22 protein-coding genes are annotated in these 20,485 nt (G+C 71.5%); 10 read left to right on the forward strand and 12 right to left on the reverse strand.

Features of this window, described 5'->3' with window-relative positions:
• Positions 1-2: 2 nt before the first annotated feature.
• The 5 genes from ppdK to ACIPLC_RS04465 all read right to left on the reverse strand — a co-directional run bounded on the left by ppdK (position 3) and on the right by ACIPLC_RS04465 (position 7,171).
• Positions 3-2,711, reverse strand: coding sequence for a pyruvate, phosphate dikinase (gene ppdK / locus ACIPLC_RS04445; protein WP_400470995.1), 2,709 nt, complete (start codon positions 2,709-2,711; stop codon positions 3-5).
• A gap of 563 nt (positions 2,712-3,274) precedes the next feature.
• On the reverse strand, positions 3,275-4,444 hold the full coding sequence (gene dusB, locus ACIPLC_RS04450; RefSeq protein ID WP_400470996.1) for a tRNA dihydrouridine synthase DusB: 1,170 nt from the start codon (positions 4,442-4,444) through the stop codon (positions 3,275-3,277).
• Positions 4,445-4,521: 77 nt separating this feature from the next.
• Positions 4,522-5,310 carry a DUF4097 family beta strand repeat-containing protein gene (locus tag ACIPLC_RS04455; RefSeq protein ID WP_400470998.1) on the reverse strand — a complete coding sequence of 263 codons (789 nt, stop codon included), beginning with the start codon at positions 5,308-5,310 and terminating at the stop codon, positions 4,522-4,524.
• A 2-nt stretch (positions 5,311-5,312) separates the two neighbouring features.
• Complete coding sequence (locus ACIPLC_RS04460) at positions 5,313-5,957, reverse strand: response regulator (protein ID WP_400471000.1); 645 nt, start codon at positions 5,955-5,957, stop codon at positions 5,313-5,315.
• Positions 5,945-7,171 carry a histidine kinase gene (locus ACIPLC_RS04465; RefSeq protein ID WP_400471002.1) on the reverse strand — a complete coding sequence of 409 codons (1,227 nt, stop codon included), beginning with the start codon at positions 7,169-7,171 and terminating at the stop codon, positions 5,945-5,947. Before ACIPLC_RS04465 ends, ACIPLC_RS04460 begins: the two co-directional genes overlap by 13 nt.
• 135 nt (positions 7,172-7,306) lie before the next feature.
• On the opposite strand from ACIPLC_RS04465, the gene ACIPLC_RS04470 reads away from it, so the two are divergent.
• On the forward strand, positions 7,307-7,930 hold the full coding sequence (locus ACIPLC_RS04470) for a hypothetical protein (RefSeq protein ID WP_400471004.1): 624 nt from the start codon (positions 7,307-7,309) through the stop codon (positions 7,928-7,930).
• Positions 7,927-8,313, forward strand: a complete 387-nt coding sequence (locus tag ACIPLC_RS04475) for a hypothetical protein (RefSeq protein ID WP_400471005.1) — start codon at positions 7,927-7,929, stop codon at positions 8,311-8,313. Before ACIPLC_RS04470 ends, ACIPLC_RS04475 begins: the two co-directional genes overlap by 4 nt.
• On the opposite strand, the gene ACIPLC_RS04480 is transcribed toward ACIPLC_RS04475, so the two are convergent.
• The gene (locus tag ACIPLC_RS04480) at positions 8,310-9,221 is read right to left on the reverse strand and encodes a helix-turn-helix transcriptional regulator (RefSeq protein ID WP_400471007.1); all 912 of its coding nucleotides are present in this window, start codon (positions 9,219-9,221) and stop codon (positions 8,310-8,312) included. The genes ACIPLC_RS04475 and ACIPLC_RS04480 overlap by 4 nt on opposite strands.
• A gap of 102 nt (positions 9,222-9,323) precedes the next feature.
• Between ACIPLC_RS04480 and ACIPLC_RS04485 the strand changes: the two genes are divergently transcribed.
• Complete coding sequence (locus tag ACIPLC_RS04485; protein ID WP_400471009.1) at positions 9,324-10,781, forward strand: MFS transporter; 1,458 nt, start codon at positions 9,324-9,326, stop codon at positions 10,779-10,781.
• A 214-nt stretch (positions 10,782-10,995) separates the two neighbouring features.
• On the opposite strand, the gene ACIPLC_RS04490 is transcribed toward ACIPLC_RS04485, so the two are convergent.
• Together ACIPLC_RS04490 and ACIPLC_RS04495 are read right to left on the reverse strand one after the other, a co-directional pair.
• Complete coding sequence (locus ACIPLC_RS04490; RefSeq protein ID WP_400471011.1) at positions 10,996-11,586, reverse strand: alpha/beta hydrolase; 591 nt, start codon at positions 11,584-11,586, stop codon at positions 10,996-10,998.
• Positions 11,587-11,611: 25 nt separating this feature from the next.
• Positions 11,612-12,562: a phosphatidylinositol-specific phospholipase C gene (locus tag ACIPLC_RS04495; protein ID WP_400471013.1), complete on the reverse strand. Its 951-nt coding sequence runs from the start codon at positions 12,560-12,562 to the stop codon at positions 11,612-11,614.
• Positions 12,563-12,768: 206 nt separating this feature from the next.
• Between ACIPLC_RS04495 and ACIPLC_RS04500 the strand changes: the two genes are divergently transcribed.
• Positions 12,769-13,002, forward strand: coding sequence for a hypothetical protein (locus ACIPLC_RS04500; RefSeq protein ID WP_363620314.1), 234 nt, complete (start codon positions 12,769-12,771; stop codon positions 13,000-13,002).
• A 3-nt stretch (positions 13,003-13,005) separates the two neighbouring features.
• On the opposite strand, the gene ACIPLC_RS04505 is transcribed toward ACIPLC_RS04500, so the two are convergent.
• From ACIPLC_RS04505 to ACIPLC_RS04515, 3 genes are all read right to left on the reverse strand, one after another.
• Entirely contained in the window at positions 13,006-13,473 is a 468-nt protein-coding gene (locus ACIPLC_RS04505; protein ID WP_363620312.1) for an NUDIX domain-containing protein, read from the reverse strand.
• Positions 13,460-13,915, reverse strand: a complete 456-nt coding sequence (locus ACIPLC_RS04510; protein ID WP_400471015.1) for a DUF5919 domain-containing protein — start codon at positions 13,913-13,915, stop codon at positions 13,460-13,462. The genes ACIPLC_RS04505 and ACIPLC_RS04510 overlap by 14 nt, the downstream gene beginning before the upstream one ends.
• Positions 13,916-14,000: 85 nt before the next feature.
• Positions 14,001-14,360, reverse strand: coding sequence for a helix-turn-helix domain-containing protein (locus ACIPLC_RS04515; protein ID WP_400471016.1), 360 nt, complete (start codon positions 14,358-14,360; stop codon positions 14,001-14,003).
• 61 nt (positions 14,361-14,421) lie between these two features.
• Here ACIPLC_RS04515 and ACIPLC_RS04520 point away from each other — a divergent pair, with 61 nt between their 5' ends.
• From ACIPLC_RS04520 to ACIPLC_RS04545, 6 genes are all read left to right on the forward strand, one after another.
• Entirely contained in the window at positions 14,422-14,799 is a 378-nt protein-coding gene (locus tag ACIPLC_RS04520; protein ID WP_400471018.1) for a hypothetical protein, read from the forward strand.
• Positions 14,796-15,221, forward strand: coding sequence for a hypothetical protein (locus ACIPLC_RS04525; RefSeq protein WP_400471020.1), 426 nt, complete (start codon positions 14,796-14,798; stop codon positions 15,219-15,221). Before ACIPLC_RS04520 ends, ACIPLC_RS04525 begins: the two co-directional genes overlap by 4 nt.
• Positions 15,218-16,288: a methyltransferase gene (locus ACIPLC_RS04530; protein WP_400471022.1), complete on the forward strand. Its 1,071-nt coding sequence runs from the start codon at positions 15,218-15,220 to the stop codon at positions 16,286-16,288. The genes ACIPLC_RS04525 and ACIPLC_RS04530 overlap by 4 nt, the downstream gene beginning before the upstream one ends.
• 107 nt (positions 16,289-16,395) lie before the next feature.
• Positions 16,396-17,097 (forward strand): hypothetical protein, encoded by a 702-nt coding sequence (locus ACIPLC_RS04535; protein WP_400471024.1) that lies wholly within the window; start codon positions 16,396-16,398, stop codon positions 17,095-17,097.
• 59 nt (positions 17,098-17,156) lie between these two features.
• Positions 17,157-17,735, forward strand: coding sequence for an NADAR family protein (locus ACIPLC_RS04540; protein WP_400471026.1), 579 nt, complete (start codon positions 17,157-17,159; stop codon positions 17,733-17,735).
• A 172-nt stretch (positions 17,736-17,907) separates the two neighbouring features.
• Entirely contained in the window at positions 17,908-18,981 is a 1,074-nt protein-coding gene (locus ACIPLC_RS04545) for a hypothetical protein (RefSeq protein WP_400471027.1), read from the forward strand.
• A 102-nt stretch (positions 18,982-19,083) separates the two neighbouring features.
• Here the strand turns inward: ACIPLC_RS04545 and ACIPLC_RS04550 are convergent, their stop codons facing one another.
• Entirely contained in the window at positions 19,084-20,466 is a 1,383-nt protein-coding gene (locus tag ACIPLC_RS04550) for a glycine--tRNA ligase (protein ID WP_400471028.1), read from the reverse strand.
• Positions 20,467-20,485 lie beyond the last annotated feature (19 nt).

Here is a 20,485-nt window from a genome sequence, read left to right on the forward strand (position 1 = left end):
CCTCAGCGCGGGTCGCTGCCCGCCGTCTCGATGGCGGCGCGGCCTGCCTCCAGGCGCGCCACCGGGATCCGGAAGGGGGAGCAGGAGACGTAGTCCAGCCCCACCTCGTGGAAGAAGTGGACCGAGTCCGGGTCGCCGCCGTGCTCGCCGCAGACGCCGAGCTTGAGGTCGGGGCGGGTGGCCCGGCCGGCCTCGACGGCGTGTTTGACGAGCGCGCCGACGCCGTCCCGGTCGATGGTCTCGAACGGGGAGACCCCGAAGATGCCCTTCTCCAGGTAGGCGGTGAAGAACGAGGCCTCCACGTCGTCCCGGGAGAAGCCCCACACGGTCTGGGTGAGGTCGTTGGTGCCGAAGGAGAAGAACTCGGCGGCCTCGGCGATCTGGCCGGCGGTGACCGCGGCGCGCGGCAGCTCGATCATGGTGCCGAGCTTGATGTCCAGCTGCACGCCGGTGGACTGGGCGACCTCGGCGAGCACGCGCTCGCACTCGTCGCGGACCAGCTCCAGCTCCTGGACGGTGCCGACCAGCGGGATCATCACCTCGGGGCGCGGGTCCGCGCCGGCGAGCTTGCGCTCGGCGGCGGCCTCGGCGATGGCGCGGACCTGCATGCCGAACAGACCGGGGATGACCAGGCCGAGGCGGACGCCCCGCAGGCCCAGCATCGGGTTCTGCTCGTGCAGCTTGTGCACCGCCTGGAGCAGGCGCAGGTCGTTCTCGTTCGGGTCCTTGCGGGCCTCGGCGAGGGCGACGCGCACCGACAGCTCGGTGATGTCCGGCAGGAACTCGTGCAGCGGCGGGTCGAGCAGGCGGACGGTGACCGGCAGGCCGTCCATGGCCTGGAAGAGCTCCAGGAAGTCGCCCTTCTGCAGCGGCAGCAGGGTGGAGAGGGCGAGCTCGCGGTCCTTGTCGTTGTCCGCCAGGATCAGGTGCTCGACCTCCTTGCGGCGCTCCTCGCCGAGGAACATGTGCTCGGTGCGGCACAGGCCGATGCCCTGGGCGCCGTAGCGGCGGGCGCGCCCGCCGTCCTCGGCGTTGTCGGCGTTGGCGCGCACGGCGAGCCGGCGGCGGCCGTCGGCGTGCGACATCAGCCGGTGGACGGCCTGGACGAGCCCGCCCTGGACGTCGGCGCCGGCGTGCAGGGTGCCCTCGAAGTACTCGACGACGGGGGACGGCAGGACGGGGACCTCGCCGAGGTAGACCTTGCCGGTGGCGCCGTCGATGGAGACGATGTCGCCCTCCTCCAGCACCAGGCCGTCGGCGGTGGTCATCCGGCGGCGCTTGGTGTCGACCTCCAGCTCCTCCGCGCCGCAGACGCAGGTCTTGCCCATGCCGCGGGCGACGACGGCGGCGTGCGAGGTCTTGCCGCCGCGCGAGGTGAGGATGCCCTCGGCGGCGATCATGCCGTCCAGGTCGTCCGGGTTGGTCTCGCGGCGGACCAGGATGACCTTCTCGCCGGAGCGGGACCACTTGACGGCGGTGTAGGAGTCGAAGACGATCTTGCCGATGGCGGCGCCGGGCGAGGCGGCGAGGCCCCAGGCGATCTGCTGGGACTCGGCGTTCGGGGCGAAGCGCGGGAACATCAGCTGCGAGAGCTGGCCGCCGGTGACCCGCATGAGGGCCTCGTCCAGGTCGATCAGGCCCTGGTCGACCAGCTGGACGGCGATCCGGAAGGCCGCGGCGGCGGTGCGCTTGCCGACGCGGGTCTGCAGCATCCAGAGCTTGCCGCGCTCGATGGTGAACTCGATGTCGCAGAGGTCGCGGTAGTGGTTCTCGAGCGTCTGCATGATCGTCATCAGCTCGTCGTACGACTTCTTGTCGAGCTTCTCCAGCTCGGCCAGCGGCAGGGTGTTGCGGATGCCGGCGACGACGTCCTCGCCCTGGGCGTTGGACAGGTAGTCGCCGTAGACGCCCTGGGCACCGGTGGAGGGGTCGCGGGTGAAGGCGACGCCGGTGCCGGAGTCCTCGCCGAGGTTGCCGAAGACCATGCTGCAGACGTTGACCGCGGTGCCGAGGTCGTTCGGGATGCGCTCCTGCCGGCGGTACAGGCGGGCGCGGTCGCCGTTCCAGGAGTGGAAGACGGCGTGGATGGCGAGGTCCATCTGCTCGCGCGGGTCCTGCGGGAAGGCCCGGCCGGTCTCGCGCTCGACGATGCCCTTGAACACCTCGACGAGTTCCCGGAGGTCGGAAGCGTCCAGGTCCAGGTCGTTGACGGTGCCCTTGGCGTGCTTGGCCTCGTCCAGGGCCTCCTCGAACAGCTCGCCGTCGACGCCCAGCACGGTCTTGCCGAACATCTGGACCAGGCGGCGGTAGGAGTCCCAGGCGAAGCGCTCGTTGCCGGACTGGGCGACGAGGCCGACCACCGAGGCGTCGGAGAGGCCGATGTTCAGGACGGTGTCCATCATGCCGGGCATGGAGAACTTCGCGCCCGAGCGGACCGACACCAGCAGCGGGTTGTCCGCCTGGCCGAGCTTCTTGCCCATCCCCTGCTCGAGCGCGTCCAGGTGGGCGCTGATCTCCTGGTGGAGCGAAGCCGGCTCGCTGCCGGTCTCCAGGAAGACCTTGCAGGCCTCGGTGGTGATGGTGAACCCCGGAGGGACGGGGAGGCCAAGGTTGGTCATCTCGGCCAGGTTCGCGCCCTTGCCGCCGAGAAGGTCCTTGAGGTCCTTGTTTCCTTCAGTGAAGGAGTAAACAAACTTCTGCTGGGACGGCACGGGTCGGTCTCCTCGTACGCGGTTGCCCTGACGCCGGAGAACATACCCATTTCGAAGGTTCTTCTCTGCCCCTAATAGGCCGTACGAGGCCGGTACCCGGGGGTAACCCGATAGATCGAATGCACATAAAGGCGTTCACCTCTGTTGGTGAAATCGTCCGGATGACGCTAGCCAGCCTTCAAGTCTTGAACGAATGAAACATGAAGATCGCACGATTCGGACGCTGGGTAGCGGTCGGGGGTCGCCCGCGTTGCCCCGGCTTGATTTCCTGCACTCGGATCGGCCGATCACCGGTCCACCGGCTTCGGGAAGCGATTCACAGCCGACCTGTCCATTTCGTCCACTGACCCACCATCAGACTCCACCGCATGTGGCAAGCGTCACCAGCGCATCTCACCGGTCGAACGTAGCCCGCCTCAGCCGATCGTCGCACTCCGTCCAGAAATGTGCCCGTTCCGTGACGTCCGACCGCCGAAAAGGAGCCCTCCTGTCCAGATTGGACAAGAGGGCTGGGACCGAGTGGCAGTGAGCCCGAGAGGGCCGATTTCGCCGCTATGGACAGATCACCCGCCAGAGGTGTCCGATTCGGCGTCCATGCCCGGTCGGGCACAGTCGTACGGATCGTCCAACCAGCCCTCGGGCAGAACCACCCGGTTGTTGCCGGCAGTACGCCCGCGCGGGCCGTCCGCGCCGGCCGGCCAGGGCTGGGACTGCTCCACCAGGGCGAGGGTTTCGGCCAGCTCGACCAGGGAGGAGGAGTTGGCGAGCTTCACCCGCAGCTCCGAGCCGACAGAGAAGCCCTTGGTGTACCAGGCGACGTGCTTGCGGAAGTCGATCACGCCGCGCGCCTCGTCCCCGATCCACTCGCCGAGCAGCTGCGCGTGCCGCACCATCGCCCGCGCCACGTAGCCGAAGTCCGGACGGGCGTAGTCGACCTCGCCCTCGAAGATCGAGACCAGGTCCCTGAACAGCCACGGCCGGCCCAGGCAGCCGCGGCCCACCACGACCCCGTCGCAGCCGGTCTCCCGCATCATCCGCAGCGCGTCGTCCGCCGACCAGATGTCCCCGTTGCCCAGCACCGGGACGTGCGCCGGAACGGACTCGCGCAGCCGGGCGATCGCCGACCAGTCGGCCGTCCCGCCGTAGTGCTGGGCGGCGGTGCGCCCGTGCAGGGCGATCGCGGCCACACCCTCCTCGGCGCCGATCCGACCGGCGTCCAGGTAGGTGAGGTGGTCGTCGTCGATGCCCTTGCGCATCTTCATGGTGACCGGCAGCTCACCCGCGTTGGCCACGGCCTCGCGCAGGATCTCGCGCAGCAGGTTGCGCTTGTACGGCAGCGCGGAGCCGCCGCCCTTGCGGGTCACCTTGGGGACGGGGCAGCCGAAGTTGAGGTCGATGTGGTCGGCCAGGCCCTCGTCCGCGATCATCCGGGCGGCCTTGCCGACCGTCACCGGGTCCACGCCGTACAGCTGGATCGAGCGCGGCTTCTCGCTGGCGTCGAACTTGATCAGCTGCATGGTCTTGGCGTTGCGCTCGACCAGGGCCCGGGTGGTGATCATCTCGGAGACGTACAGGCCCTTGCCGCCGCTCTGCTCGCGGCAGAGCGTGCGGAACGGCGCGTTGGTGATGCCGGCCATCGGCGCCAGCACGACGGGCGGCCACACCTGGATCGGGCCGATGTCCAGCGGCGCGAACTCGGCGTCGGGCGCGGTGGGTGCGGGCGTGGCTGTCATGCGCGGCTGACCTCGGGGCAGGGGATCGGGACTCTCCATTGTCCCCCACCCGGGTCACCGGCCGTCTCCGGGAGTTCCTAGCCCGCCTCGACCGTGATCGAGCCCGAGGTGACCGAGCCGTGGATCCGGTTCGGGCTGGCGGAATCCGCCAGGCTCGGGTCGACGTGGCGGCTGCCGCTGCCGACGTCGCCGCTGAAGCCGTAGCGGGAGTCCCGCGGCAGGGTCAGCTTCACCGAGCCGGACGTGCTCCTGGTGTCCACCGCCCGCGGCGCCTTGGAGAAGGCGAGGTCGACCGACCCCGAGGTGGTCTCCGTGTCCACGCGCTCCGAGCTCAGATCGGTGCCCTGCACCATCCCGGAGGTGACGTGCGCGTACACCTCCCCGGACGTGCCGATCAGGTTCAGCGCGCCCGAGGTGAGGTCCATCCGGACGGCGCCGCTCAGGCCCCGCACCTCGACGCTGCCCGAGCTCAGCTGCCCCGACACGTCGGTGCCGGCCGGCACCTCCAGTTCGATCTGGGCGCCGCAGCCGAAGTCGGCGAACGGCAGGATCTGCCGGCACTCCATGCCGACCGTGAGCACGTCGCCGTCGAAGGTGGTCGACACCGAGGGCTTGCGCACCATCCAGTCCAGGTTCTGCCGGACCACCACATGGCCGTCCCGGCCCGCCCTGACCCGCACCGAGGCGCTGCCGGTGTCCAGCCGGAGTTTGTGGATGGTCACGTTGTACGGCTGCGTCGAGGTCGTCCGCTGCTGCACCACCATCGCCCAGGTCTGCAGCCCGCCGCCGATCATCACGATCGCGAGCGCGAGCGTCCCGGTGGTCCACCAGGCCTTCCGCCCCCATGCCTTCGTCGGTCCGTCCATGGCTACCCGACCTCCAGGAACCGCAGCACCGCCAGCACCCGGCGGTGGCTGTCCTCGGCCGGCGGCAGGTCGAGCTTGGTGAGGATCGAGTTGATGTGCTTGGCCACCGCGCTGTCGCTGACCACCAGGGCGGCCGCGATCGCGGCGTTGGAACGGCCCTCCGCCATCAGGCCGAGCACGTCCCGCTCGCGCGGGGTCAGCTTCTCCAGCGGGTCCCGGTGGCGGCGCACCAGCAGCTGGGCCACCACCTCCGGGTCCAGCGCGGTGCCGCCCGCGGCGACCCGCTGCAGCGCCTCCACGAAGTCGTCCACGTTGGCCACCCGCTGCTTGAGCAGGTAGCCGACGCCGCTGGTGTTGGTGGCCAGCAGGTCCGCGGCGTAGCGCTCCTCCACGTGCTGGGAGAGCAGCAGCACGGCGACCTCCGGCCACTGCTGGCGGATCATCAGTGCCGCCTTCACGCCCTCGTCGGTGAAGCCCGGGGGCATCCGGACGTCCGCGACGACCACCTTCGGGCGGTGCTCCTCGACGGCGGCCAGCAGCTCGGTGGCGTCCCCGACGGCGGCCACGACCTCGAAGCCCACCGCCTCCAGGACCTTGACCAGGCCGACCCTCAGCAGGACCGAGTCCTCGGCGATCACAGCGCGCACGGCAACTCCACGGTGATGGTGGTGGGGCCCCCGAGGGGGCTGAGAACGGACAGCGTGCCGTCGACCGAGGCGGCGCGCTTGCGCAGACCGGTCAGCCCGGTGCCGCGCGAGGCGTCCGCCCCGCCGACGCCGTCGTCGCTGATGACCAGGCGCAGCCGGCCGCCGGCCGTCCGCACCGAGAGGTCGACCCGCTGGGCGCGGGCGTGCTTGGCCACGTTGGTCAGGGCCTCGGAGACGGTGAAGTAGGCGACCGCCTCGACGGTCGGGGCGACCGGCTCGGCGAGGTCGACGTCCAGGCGCACCGGCAGCGGGGCGCGGGCGGCGATGCCGGACAGCGCCGCGTCCAGGCCGCGGTCCTCCAGGACCGCCGGGTGCAGGCCGCGGACCAGGTCGCGCAGCTCGTCGATGGCCGCCTGCGCCTCCTCGTGCGCGTCCACGATCACCTGCATGACCTCGGGCGGGACGTCCTTGAGGGTGCGCCGGGCCAGGCCCAGGTTCATCGCGAGGGAGGTGAGGCGCTGCTGGGCGCCGTCGTGCAGGTCGCGCTCGATCCGGCGGCGCTCGGCGTCCACCGTGTCGACCAGCCCGGCCCGGCTCTCGGCGATCTCCTCGACCCGCCGCTCCAGCGCCTCCGCCCGGTTGGGGCCGAGCAGCAGCTGCGCCGTGCGCACCTCCAGCCAGGCCGCCAGCGCCGCCAGCCAGGGCATCACGGCCAGCAGCAGCACCCCGGCGACCGTGATCGCGACATCCAGCCCGGCCAGCTCCGAGCGCAGCGTGCTGCCGACGGGCATCAGCCAGACCCAGCCGTACACGCTGGCCATCACCACGCCGGCGCCCCAGGCGTACAGCACCACCAGCGCGCCCGCCGCCAGCAGCGGGCCGGCCAGCAGGTGGTGGACGGCCTGGCGCCAGGTCAGGCCCAGCAGCAGCCGGCCCGGCAGCCAGGCCCAGGGCTCGCCGGGGCGCGGCGGCGGCACCTCCACCCCGCGCAGGACCCGCAGCCGGCCGCGCTGGGCGGCGGTGAGCGGGCGCGTGCAGATGAGGACCAGGGCCGTCATCGGGAAGAGCAGCTTGGACTCGGTGACGGCCAGCCAGACCGGCAGGGCCATCGGGAGGCCGGCGGCTATGAAACGGGTGTCCCGCCAGGCCTCGGGCGACCACGGGGGGCGCCGAAGGCTCCTGACGAGCGCTCGGCGCAACGTGGTGGAGGGCATGACCGACAGCGTAGGGCGCGATGATCAACGGCCGCCATGAAGGGGGGCTCACGGTCGGGGTGTATCTAGGTACACCCCGGATTCGGAGCACGGCACCACCGACAGCGGCCCATGATCGACGGGAAGCTTGACGGCATGACGAGCACCGCATCGCACTCCGCCACCCCGCCGCACCGGCGGCCCGTCCCCGGGAGCCACGGGGGTGTTCCCGGGGACGCGCTCCGCCGGACGGCGGGGCCGGAGGGGGCGCTGCCGGTCGGGGCCGGGCCCTGGTCGGTCCGCAGCCTGGTCGGCCGCCGTGGCCGCGCCGCGCTGGAGGTGTACCAGGACGGCGAGTTGGCCGATGTCCTGGTCGCCGCCAGGCTCACCCCGCAGCTGCTGCGCGGTGCTCGTCGCAGCCCGGCCGGCGGGCGGGCGTCCCACGTGCTCGCCTGGGGCCGGCTGGCGGCCGACGGCAGCGTGCCCAGGGTGGCGTTCACCGTCAGGCGGCTGGCCCGGCCGTTCCGGTCCGCCGAGTCGCTCCGGTCCGTGCGGCCGTTCCGGTTCGCCGGGTCGCTCCGGTCCGCCGGGTCGCTCCGGTTCGAGCGGCCGGCGGTCGCCGGCGAGGTGGTCACGGTCGCCGGGCGGTTCTGGCTCGCCTGGGCCGAAGGCCCGTACGCCGGGGTGCTGGTCCGGCACCCCGGCGGGGACACCACCGAGCGGCAGCCGCTGGAGCGGGTGCGGCGCCGGGGCGAGGTCGCGGCCGGAGGGGCGGCATGAGCACCGCCGTCCTCGCCGGCCGCCCGGCCGCCGCCCTCGTCCTGCCCGCCCGTTTCGAGCGGGTGCCGGTCACGGCCGCCGTCGCACTGCTGCCCTGGCTCGCGGTCCTCGCCGCCTGCCACGAGACTCCGTGGGTCGTGCTCGACCTGCTGGAGTTCTCCGCGCTGCTCTCGCTCGACGCCCTGCTGCGCCGGCGCAGCGCCGCCGCCTGCTGGGCCGGCGGCGCGGTGGCCCTGCTGCTCGCGGGGGACGCGCTGGCCGACATCGCCTGCGCCGGCCCGGGCCACGCGGTGCTCGCCGCCCTGGTGATGGCGCTCTGCGTCGAACTGCCGCTCGCGGTGGTGTGCGTGCTGCTCGGGCGTGCCGTCCTCGCCCCCCGTTAGAAGCCGTCGGGCAGGCGGTTCATCAGCTCGCGGGTCTCCTCGTCCAGCGGGGTGTAGGTGATCATCCTCGTCCCGAGTCGGGGGCCGAGCCAGAAGTTGGTGTACTCGCAGCGCAGCAGTCCGACGCCCGGCACCTGGAACCGCTTGATCCCGTTGCCCGGCCGCATCACCTCGTGCCGCTGCCAGACCTCCGCGAAGTCCGGCGAGGCCTTGAGCAGCCGGGCCAGCAGTGCCTTCCAGGCGGGCTCCGCACTGTGGTCGGCCATCGCGGCGCGGAACCGGGCCACCATGCCGAGGCGTTCGGTCCGGTAGTCGATCAGCACCTCGCGGAACCGCGAGGGGGTGAACGCCAGCCACATCAAGTTGCGGTCCCCGGGCGGAAGTTCGTTGAGGTCGCCGACGATCGCGGTGTACTGGGCGTTGTACGCGAGCACGTCGTAGCGGGCGTTGACCGCCGCGGCCGGGTACGGCGACATCTGCTCCAGCACCAGTCGCACGCTCTGGGTGACCGAAGGGCACTCCTTCACCGGCGCCGGATCCTCCGCGCCGGCCAGGGTGAACAGGTGCGCGCGCTCGCTCGGGTCCAGCAGCAGGGCGCGGGAGACCGCGTCCAGCACCTGGGTGGACACCTGGATGTCCCGCCCCTGCTCCAACCACGTGTACCAGGTCACCCCGACGGCGGCGAGCTGCGCGACCTCCTCGCGGCGCAGCCCCGGCGTGCGGCGGCGGCCGGTCGGGGGCAGGCCCACCTGCTCGGGTGCGATCCGCTCGCGGCGGCTGCGCAGGAAGGCCGCCAGGTCGTACCGGCGGGCGTCGTCGGGGGTGGTCCGGGCTTGCGCGACCGGGGCCGTCCGGGCTTGCGCGGCCCGGGTGGTGCGGGCTTGCGCGGCCGAGGTGGTGAGGCTCATGGTTCCTAGCATGCGCCAGCCCGGAGCCTGTTGCCAGGTACTTCTTATACCTGGATAACCACACTCTGGTACCAGGGTACGGCCAGGCGGATCGTAGGACCCGTGACCCAACAACTCGCCGTCGCCCCCGACCCGGTCCGCGCCGCCACCACCCCCGGCGCCGCAGCCGCCGCCGACACCCCCTCCCTCGGCACCGCCGGGCTGGTCACCGTCCTGCTCGGGGCCTTCCTGCCGATGCTCGACTTCTTCATCGTCAACGTCGCCCTGCCCACCATCGACCACGACCTGGCCGCCGGGCCCGCCGTCCTCGAACTCGTCGCCGCCGGCTACGGCATCGCCTTCGCCGTCCTGCTCGTCCTCGGCGGGCGCCTCGGTGACATCTTCGGCCGCCGCCGGCTCTTCGTCGTCGGCGCCGCCACCTTCGCCCTCACCTCGCTCGCCTGCGGCCTCGCCCCCGGCGCCTGGACCCTGGTCGCCGCCCGCGCCGCCCAGGGCGCCTCCGCCGCGCTGCTGATCCCGCAGGTCCTCGGCACCATCACCGCCGCCACCGACGGCGCCCGGCGCGGCCGCGCCCTCAGCATCTACGGCGCCGTCGGCGGCATCTCCGTGGTGATCGGGCAGGTGCTCGGCGGCATGCTCGTCGCCGCCGACCTGTTCGGCACCGGCTGGCGCTCCGTCTTCCTGCTCAACGTGCCGTTCGCGCTGTTCGCCCTGGTCCTCGCCGTCCGCTACGTCCCGGAGAGCCGGGCCACCCAGGCCGCCCGCGTCGACGTGCCCGGCACCGTCCTGCTCACCGCCTCGCTGCTCGCCCTGCTCGTCCCGCTGATGGAGGGCCGCGCCGCCGGCTGGCCGCTCTGGTCCTGGGTGCTGCTCGGGCTGTTTCCCGTCCTCGCCGCCGCCTTCGTCCTGGTCGAACGCCGGGCGGAGCAGCGCGGCGCCACCCCGCTGGTGCCGCCGTCCCTGCTGCGCATCCCCGAGATGCGGCGCGGCCTCGGCATCGCACTGCCCTACTTCAGCGGCTTCGGCGGCTTCATGTTCGTCATCGCCGTCGCCCTCCAGCAGGGCCTGCACCTCGGCCCGGTCGCGGCCGGCTGGGCGCTCGTCCCGATGGCCGTCGGCTACTTCACCGCCTCGCTCTCCGGCCCCCGGCTGATCGGCCGCTACGGCAGCCGGGTGCTGAGCGCCGGCGCCGTCATCCAGGCCACCGGCCTGGCCACCCTCGCCGTCACCGTCCTCGCCGACTGGTCGCACTTCTCCCCGCTGCGGATGGCGCCCGGCGTCGCCCTCGCCGGCATCGGGCAGGGTCTGATCGGCACTCCGCTGTTCCGCGTCGTCCTCTCCAAGGTGCCCGCCACCCGGGCCGGCGTCGGCAGCGGCGTCCTGGCCACCAGCCAGCAGTCCAGCCTCGCCCTCGGCGTCGCCACCCTCGGCACCCTCTACCTGTCGCTCTCCCCCAGCCTCGGCATGGACCGCGCCCTCGCCCTCTGCCTGGGCCTCCAGCTCATCGGCTCCTTCGTCATCCTGTACCTGACCACCCGCCTCCCCCGCTCCATCGGCTGAGCCCGCCCGGGTCACGGGCCACGGCGACGGCGACGGCCTCGCGATCGACACCCGACCGCGGGGCCGCCGCCACGTCGCGCCAAGGTCCTGCACCGCCCGGACACCGGCGGACCTGCCCTCACCTGCGACACCCGCACCACCGACGCCGAAGAGCAACCCGCCGCCTGGGCCGCCCACCCCGGTTCGGCGTCCGCCGACCGCCTCCGGGCGCTCTCTAGACGTCGAGCGAGCCGACGAAGCGGTCCAGCCTCGAGACGACCTGCCGCAGCACCCCGGCCGACCCCACGGGATCATCCGCCAGCTCAAGGGCGTGATCCGCCGAGGGCACCTCCAGGACCTCGTGCCCCACCGACTCGGCGACCTGTCGATCCCACAGCTTGTCGGCGCTCCCACCGACCAGGAGCGTCGGCGCTTCGGATCGGCGGAGCGAGCGGGCCACCTGGTCGAGGGTCAGGACGGGGGTCAGCCAGGCCGCCGCCATCCTCCGATCGGCTGCGATGCCACAGGCGAGCGAGCCCAAGGACTTGCCGACGAGAAGACGGCAGGCCCCCTCCTCGGCGGCGACGGCCTGGCCGACCTGCCGCTCGACCCAGGCGATCCGGTCGTCCACGGTGAGCCCGGGGAAGTCGTCCGGCACCTGCCACCACAACTCCTGCACCGTCCATCCGTGGTGGAGGAGCACGGCACGGGCAAAGTGGAGCAGCGGCCTCGCGGGCGAGTACCCGACCCCGGGGACGACGAGTGCGACGCGGTCGGGGTCGCCGTCGAAGCGGGTGGGGCCGGCGAAGGGCAGGGAAGCAGGCATGACGGCAGGCTACCCAGCGGCCCGGTCAGCGGCCGATGAAATTCTTGTCGATGAGCAGTTGCAGGACGTCGGTGTGGAAGTCGGGGAAGTCCATCGGGACGATGCCGAAGTGGGCGGGCTGCTGGCGGCGGGCGTTCAGGTAGTCGCGGACGGGGGGCATGATGGCGGCCGCGTTGACCTTGGGCCAGCCGCCGTTGGCGTAGCTCGTGAAGTTCACGTACATCCGCGGGGAGCCCTGGTCGAGGAAGGCATGGTCGAACCAGTCGACGACGGCCTGGGACTTGGCGGCGAGGCTGATGCCCTGGAAGGTGTCCTGGGTCGCGAACCAGGTGTTGGTGCCGCTGGACCACTGGATGACGGACCACGGGTTGCCGAAGTCGGCGGCGAGGACGATCCGGCCACGGGCCTGGCCGAGGGTGGGCCACGAGGGGTTCGTCCAGAACAGGCCCCGGTAGCCGAGGTCGTCCAGGTAGTGGTTGATCCGGCGCTGGAACTCGGTGTCGTCGAGCCGGTTCCCGCCCGCGTACTCGTTCCTGACCCGCATGACCAGGCCCTCGCGCGGGTTGGCGGCGAGGAAGGCGCGGCACTGGTCGAGGACGTCCTGGAGACGGACGTACTGGTAGTTGTCACTGTGGTAGATGCCGAGTTCGTCGGCGGTCCCGGCGAGTCCGTTGCAGCGGATGTCGAGGAAGCGGATGCCGCGCTGGAGTTGCCCGGGCACGCCCCAGTTCTGGGTGTGGGACCACTCGGTGCCGTGCATCGGGTCGGTGCAGCAGGAGTCGTGGGTGCCGGGGATGGTCAGGGCGGTCAGCGGCGTGGCGTCGTCCAGGGCGCTCATCCAGGAGGACGGGCTGACGGTGGCGGCGGGTGCCGCCGCTGCTGCTGCCGCCGCGTCCGGGCTGAACGCGGCGGCGGCCAGGAGGGCGCCGCCGGCACCGGCTCCCCAGCGCAGGACGTCACGACGGGTGGGGCTCATACGGACTCCTCACATCGACATCTGGAAGGGGGAGTTGTCATGCCCCCTCCCCGATCTGCTCGATGGGACGGGCCCCGAAACCCGTGGCGCGCGGCACGAGAAGTCGGTCTGGTCGACTTCTCGTGCGGCGGGTCAGGTGGAACTGACCCTTCCGTGGAGATGGTTCGTCATGGGACGATCCAGGACCGGGGGAAAGGTGAGACCTCATGACCTTCGTCATCGCGTTCCTGGTCTCACTCGTGGCCGCCATCATCGGCACGACCGTCCTCCTGGGCCGCCGAGAGCGGGCCCGCAGCGGCCACTCGGACGACACCGAGGGGCTGCTGATCGAACACCAGCGAACCGCGCACGCCGCCCAACTGCGCGGGACCTACTCCAGCCAGGCCGTCCACCACGGCACCGGACTGATCAGCGACGACCTGCACAAGCACTACTCCTAGGCCTCAGCGCACGACGGGGGTGCGGCCGCTGCGCCAGTCGGCGAGGCGCTTGCGGATGCTCGGCACCATGGGCAGGCCGTCGGCATCGGCTGGGGAGAACCAGCCGACCTCGAACGACTCGCCGGAGACTCGGAGTTCGCCACCCAGCGGCTCACCGAGCAAGCAAATGGAGAACTCCTGCCGCACCTCGCCGTCGTCATAGGCGAAAACATGGCCAGGGTCGGTGTAGGTGCCCACAATGCCGGTGATGACGACGTCGATACCGGTCTCCTCACGGGTTTCGCGGACGCCGCAGTCCGCGAGGGACTCCCCGAGCTCCATCTTTCCGCCGGGCAAGGCCCACATGCCGTTGTCGGTACGACGCTGAAGGAGTACGCGGCCATCGCCGTCGACCACGACGACAGAGGCCGCCGGCACCAGGCTGTTTGCCTTCGGCGCATGCGGGTCGTTCTCGAAATCACGCCTGGCCATGCGCAGCCACCTCCCAGATGCTTCGACCTCGGCTCCACAACTCTTCGACATGATCCGCGAATCGGTCGAACATGCCATCCGACTGGGTGCGTCGAAGATGGAACATGGGCGAGTCGTGGCCGACCCTGCGGGCAAGGATCGGAGTCACCAGCATCTCGTCATCGAACCGGAAGACAGACAGGTTCACATGCCCGGTCTCGAACCGACCCTCGACGTTCGAGACATCTCGCAATCGCTCCAACTCGCTGATGGTCACAGCGATCCGTGTAGCCAGCGTGAGGGGAACGCCCTCCTCAAACTCACGGGCTCTCGTCACTGGACTGTCAGGATCACCGATGAGGAATCTCACACGACAGCCCCCCTGAGCCTTCCGCCGCAACGCACCGGCAAGGTTCGCCTGCTCAAGCCACAGGAAGTAGTTGGTGTAGCCGGCGAACGTCAACTCACGCTCGGCCTTGGTAATCAGCGATCGCCAGAGCGAGGACGGCGCCGCCGAGCGGTACGGAAATACCTGGACAACCTCTCGGTCAGGGCCCAGTCCTAAGGGTCAAGCGGGCAGTAGTAGGCCACAAAGCGACTTCCTCCTCACCTAGCGCCCTACAAGCCGCCCATCGATGCCGAGCATGGGGAGTACGGCCGGGATCGGCGATCCATCGGCTGACGGTCTTGGCGTCGACTCCACACGCCTCAGCCAGCTGCGCTTCCGTCATCTTGGCACTGGCCAAGGCGCGCCGAAGACCATGGTTCATATTCCATCTCCGCAGCACATCGGGGACGGGACGAACCATAGCCGCGAAGTGTCCCAAACGTCCCGCAAACACAGTAGGAACGGCCCACGCCAAGGTGGAGCATCGAATCGTGATCGAGTGATGACACAGCGCGATCATTGCCGGTCAGTCGATTGCCATATTTCCGGACAGTCTCGTCACGCAAGGAAATCCGAACGCCATGGCTTCCATGCTCAGAAAAATCACCGCCGAGGACCGCCGCGAGGCCGCCGACGCCCTCGACGACCTCAAGGCGACCCTCGCCTACGCCGGTACCCAACTCCCCTCCCCCGGAATCGACTGGGCGTGCGCCTCCGTCACCGGCATCGTCCTGATCGACCTCGGCGCCGCCCCGACCTCCGTAGTCGTCCAGATCGTCGACGTGCTCCGCGCCGGCGTCCGCGCCCGTCGCGAGCAGGCCGACCAGCAGCCGTGGCACCCCTCCGTCGGTGCGACCGTCACGCTCAACGCGGCGGGCGGCGTGCCCCTCGCCGCCAAAGTCGTGGGTGCGAACGGGAAGTTGGTCACCGTGCGGCTCGACAGCTGGCTCACCCCGTGACGGCCGCCACCCCCACCGCCCCCGACGCCGCTCTCGTCCACGACAGCCGCACCGGGCGACTCGGCGTCGTCATGGACCTCGTCGCCGGCCTCCTCCACCTCCGCCCTCCCCATGGCGGCGTCGAGTGGACGGCCCGACCCGAGGACATCGGCCTGCCGCCCCCGCAGAACTCGTGGCGCTACCGACCCGCCCCCACCCCGACCCGCCCCCACCCCGCCCTGGTCGCCGCCGCAGCGTTCTCCATCGCGACCGGGGCGGGCGCAGGGGCACTCGCCTCCCGCCCGCTTCGCCACAGCGACCCCGGCATGGCGAACCTCTTCTTCCTCCTCGTACTCTGCGTTGTCACCGTGCTGGTCAACTCCGCACTCAGCAAGGCGATCCAGCACAGACGTACACACCCGCCCCAGGAGGGAGAACCGTGACCCCGGACACCGCCGCCGCGCGCCGAACACTCGCCGACCGGCTTGAGGCGGACGGCGCCCTGACCAGCCCGGCACTGCGCGCCGCCGTGGAGGCCGTGCCCCGGGAGCCGTTCCTGTGGCCCGGGGTGTTCGTGCCCGCCGGGCGCCGTTGGCGGCCGGTGACCGAGCTCGGCGCCGACCCCACCGAATGGGTCGAACTCGCGCACTGCAACCGGTCGTTGGTCACCCAGCTCAACGGGCAGCTGGCCGCCGACCAGGTCTCCGCACCCGTCCGGGGCTTCCCCACCGCTTCCACCACCGCCCCGGCCGCCACCGTCCGCATGATCGACGCCCTGGGCGCCGAGGACGGGCACACCGTGCTGGAGATCGGCGCCGGCGCGGGCTACTCGACCGCCCTGCTCCACCACCTCGTCGGCGAGCGCAACGTCACCACCGCCGAGGGCGACCCCGAGGTCACGCACGACCGGGTGATCGCCACCCACGCGGTGCGCCGTATCCCCCACGCCTGGGTGCGGCAGACCAAACCCGGCGGCACGATCCTGGCCACGGTCGGCACCTGGCCCGAGGGCGCCGGCCTGGCCAGGGTCACCGTCCACGCGGACGGCACCGCCGACGGCCGGATCATCGGCCGCTCCGCCCTCCCTCCCGTCCGGCCCGATCGCCCGGCGCCCCCGGTCGGCAACCTCACGGCCTGGGCGGCAGCCGCCGAGCCGAAGCGACTGGCGCACGCCTCCCCCACCCTCCTCAACGAACCGACGCCGGCCCTCCTCACCCAACTCTCCTTCCCAGACGCAAATTTCACCGTCTCAATCGGGGAGGATCTGGAGTCGATCTACTGCCTGTCCACCCCCGGATCCGTCGCCGAGGTCGCCGACGACACCTACGGCTGGGCGGTCCACCAGAGCGGCCCGGTCGCCCTGTGGGACGAGGTCGAGCGGGTCCTCACCGCCTGGCAGGAGGCCGGGCGCCCCGACCTCACCGCCGTCCGCCTGCGGATCACCGACCGGGCGACCCACTACTGGGTCGACGGCCACCCCGCCCTCCGCTGGGAGCACACCACTACCTGACGGCTCGACAGAACACCTCCGGGAATCGGGTGATCTCGGGACGGCAGGGCCAACCGATGGAATGCTGTGGCTCGGTCCGACCACCGCAACCACCCGGGGAGTCACCCATGCCACTGTTCGGCAGCCGCAAGAACCTTCCGAGGCCGCTGTGCGACGAGCACGGCCCGTGCCAGGCGCTGGCGAACATCTCGGTCTTCGAGGTCCGGGACCGGCTGCGGCTCCTGATCACCAAGAGCCGTGGCCTGGGGCCCGATCCGATGGCGCGGCAGATCGACGACGAGTTGTCGGTCGTCCTCTGCGTGGACGCCGGCAAACGGGCCGGCAAGACCGAGGCCCTGTCGATAGCCGAACACGCCGCCGACCAGTGGAGCATCAGCCGGGCCGAGCTGTGGGAGCGGGCCTTCGCGAACCTGGCCACCGAGCAACTCAACCGGCAGGTCTTCGACGCGTCCAACGGCGACACCATCCACACCGTCAACGGGATGGGGGCCTGGCCCGGAGCCGCCCACGCCCTGCGTCTGGAGAACGCCCTGGGAGGGGGCATCGAGCTGCCCAACGGGGCCCTGGTCGCCCTGCCGACGAACAACGCGCTCTGCGCGGTCCCGATCCGCACCAGCCTGTCGCTGAACGCCATCCGCTTCCTGATCGACCTGTCGAAGGAACTCGCGGCCGGCGATCCGGCCCCGTTGACACCGTCGCTCTTCTGGTACCGGGACGGCTGGATCGAGAACCTCAACGTCGGCTCGGACGGCATGATGCGGGTGTCTCCCCGCTTCCGGGACATGACGAACACGCTGCCCGCCGGCTGACCCGACCGGTCACCGAAAACCCGCTGGCCCGGCAGCCCCCTTTGCGTCAGAATGACGATATGAGCGAGATGCATGCGGGGAACCCTGCCGACGTCCGCAGCCGGGACGAGCTGGCGGCGCTGGTGGCCGCCGGGGCACGGCCGAAGTGGCTGATGTTCTGGGGGCACACCGAGCGGAAGGGCGGGGGGACGCGGCAGGAGTGCCTGAGTCAGTGGTGGCCCGGGGATTTCACCGTCGACGGGGTGGCGTACGCGAGTGCCGAGCACTGGATGATGGCGGGGAAGGCCCGGATGTTCGGGGACGAGGCCGCCGAGCAGCGGGTGCTGGCGGCCCGGACGCCGGCCGAGGCGAAGAAGCTGGGGCGGCTGGTCAAGGGCTTCGACGAAGACACCTGGACCGCCGGCCGGTTCGAGCTGGTCGTCGAGGGGAACGTCGCGAAGTTCGGGCAGGACGAGGCGCTGCGCGGGTACCTGCTGGGCACCGGCGACCGCGTCCTGGTCGAGGCCAGCCCGGTGGACCGGATCTGGGGCATCGGGCTCGCGGCCGACGACATCCGCGCCGAACGGCCGGGCGAGTGGCGGGGGTTGAACCTGCTCGGCTTCGCACTGATGGAGGCGCGGGCGCAGTTGGCCGCGTGAGGGCGGTCGTCGTGCCGCAGAGCGCGACCGGCGCACTTCTCGCAACGACCGCCGTCTGCGCGCTCCTTGACACCAGTCGCGCACGACTGGACGTGCTCCCTTAACTCCCCCGCCATATAACAACACCAGGATGTCCCGCAGTCAGGGGCGAGATGGACGGGGTGGGGCGAACATGCACATGCGGCCGACGGCACGATCCGCAGGCCAAGACCCGGAGGGCGAGCAACAGGCGCACGAACTCCGGGCGGAGCTGGACGAGTTACTCCGCGCGAGCCGCTACGCGAGCCAGCGGGAGCGGCGGTTGAACGAGGCGATCCGGGCCGCGCCGGGCCGCCAGCGGCCGGACGGGGACCTGCTGCGGCAGCTGGCCCAGGCGCGCACCCTGCGCGAGGGCCTGGGCGCCCGCTGCCTCCAACTGAGCGACCAGTTGGAGGCGTTGGAGAACCGACTCAGGCACCGACAGCCACCCGCGGAGCCGGCGGCCCAGGCACCGCCGCCCCCGGCCCGCCCCGACATCGGCGCCCTCGCCGAGCGGGTGTCGGCCCTGCACCGCGCCGGCGCCTTCACCGAGGCGACGGAACTGCTGTCCCGGGCGGCCACCGCCCTCGATCCGGCGGACGCCGCGCTGCTGGTCGGCATGCTCTCCCAACGCGGTCCGACGGGCGCCTCCCTGCACCTGGCCAAGAGCGCCGCGCAGTGTGCCCCGGAGCAGGCGGTGGCGATGCTGGCGGAGTTGCGCGCGCTGGGGCTGGCGGAGGAGGCGGCGGAGCTGTTCCACGCGTTCTGGGGCTATCCGGCGTCGGTGCTGCCCGCCCTGCTGGCGGCGCTGGAGCGGGCCGGGCAGAGCGCGGACGGCGCGACGCTGCTGTGGGAGTGGGGTTCGGCGCCGACACCGGAGCTGACGGCGCTGGCGACCGGCCTTCAGCGCACGGGTCGGCACGCCGACGTGCGGACGCTGCTGCGCCAGGCGGCCGGCCGGCCGACGGCGGATCTGGCCGCGCTGGCGGCGGATCTGCCGGCCGAGCTCGCGACCGTCCTGCTGCACGAACTGGCGGCCCTGCGCCCGCCGGTGGAACTCGTCCGGCTGGCGGCCGCGTTGGACACCAGTCCGGAGCTGTACGGGCGGCTGCTCGCCGCGCTGCTCGCCGACGGCGCCCGGCACCGGACGACCCTCGCCGCCCTGCGCAGCGCCGGCCTGCCGACCGAACCGGCCGCGACCCCCCGGTCCCGCTGGGGCAGGCGGTAGCGCGGACGGTGAGCAGAGGGCGGAGACGACGGGAACACGCGGGAGCCCCCGCCCGCCCCGACGGAAAGGGGCGAGCGAGGGCTCCCGCAGAGCGAAGCGGGCTCAGCAGCCGATCAGCCGCGCCGCCAGGTACGCCTTGACCTGGTCGAGCGAGACGCGCTCCTGCGACATGGTGTCGCGGTCGCGGATGGTCACCGCGTTGTCCTCAAGGGTGTCGAAGTCGACGGTGACGCAGAACGGCGTGCCGATCTCGTCCTGGCGGCGGTAGCGCTTGCCGATGGCGCCGGCGTCGTCGAACTCGACGTTCCACGCGGTGCGCAGGTCGGCGGCGAGGCCGCGGGCCTTCGGGGAGAGGTCGGCGTTGCGCGACAGCGGCAGGACGGCGACCTTGACCGGGGCCAGGCGCGGGTCGAGCCGCATGCCGACGCGCTTCTCCATGACGCCCTTGGCGTTGGGCGCCTCGTCCTCGAAGTAGGCGTCGATCAGGAAGGCCAGCATGGCGCGGTTGAGGCCCGCCGCCGGCTCGATGACGTACGGGAAGTACCGCTCGCCGGACTCCTGGTCGAAGTACTTGAGGTCCTGGCCGGACGCCTCGCTGTGCACCCGCAGGTCGTAGTCGGTGCGGTTGGCGACGCCCTCCAGCTCGGAGAACTCGCTGCCGCCGAAGTTGAAGCGGTACTCGATGTCCACCGTGCGCTTGGCGTAGTGGGAGAGCTTCTCCTTCGGGTGCTCGAAGAAGCGCATGTTCTCGGTGCGCAGGCCGAGGTCGACGTACCAGTCCCAGCGCTGCTGGAGCCAGTACTCGTGCCACTGCTCGTCCTCGCCCGGCTTGACGAAGAACTCCATCTCCATCTGCTCGAACTCGCGGGTGCGGAAGATGAAGTTGCCGGGGGTGATCTCGTTGCGGAAGCTCTTGCCGGTCTGGGCGATGCCGAACGGCGGCTTCTTGCGCGACGTGGTCTGGACGGCCTTGAAGTTGGTGAAGATGCCCTGGGCGGTCTCGGGGCGCAGGAAGGCCAGGCCGCTGGCCTCCTCGGTGACGCCGAGGTGGGTCTTCAGCATGCCCGAGAAGTCCTTGGGCTCGGTGAACTGGCCCTTGGTGCCGCAGTCGGGGCAGTTGACGTCCTTGAGGCCGTTCGGCGGCGGGAAGCCGTGCTTGGCCTCGTACTTCTCCTCCAGGTGGTCGGCCCGGTGGCGCTTGTGGCAGGAGAGGCACTCGGTCAGCGGGTCGTTGAAGGTGGCGACGTGGCCGGAGGCCTCCCACACCTCGCGCGCGAGGATCACCGACGAGTCGAGTCCGACGACGTCCTCACGGGCCTGGACCATCGCGCGCCACCACTGGCGCTTGATGTTCTCCTTGAGTTCGACGCCCAGCGGCCCGTAGTCCCAGGCGGCACGCGTGCCGCCGTAGATCTCGCTGCAGGGGTAGACGAAGCCACGGCGCTTGCTCAGGCTGACGATCGTGTCGATCTTGTCGGCGGCCACAGTGCTCTCTTCAGTACGT

This window comes from Kitasatospora sp. NPDC086801, assembly GCF_044745805.1.
In the GTDB taxonomy this organism is placed as follows: Bacteria; Actinomycetota; Actinomycetes; order Streptomycetales; family Streptomycetaceae; genus Kitasatospora.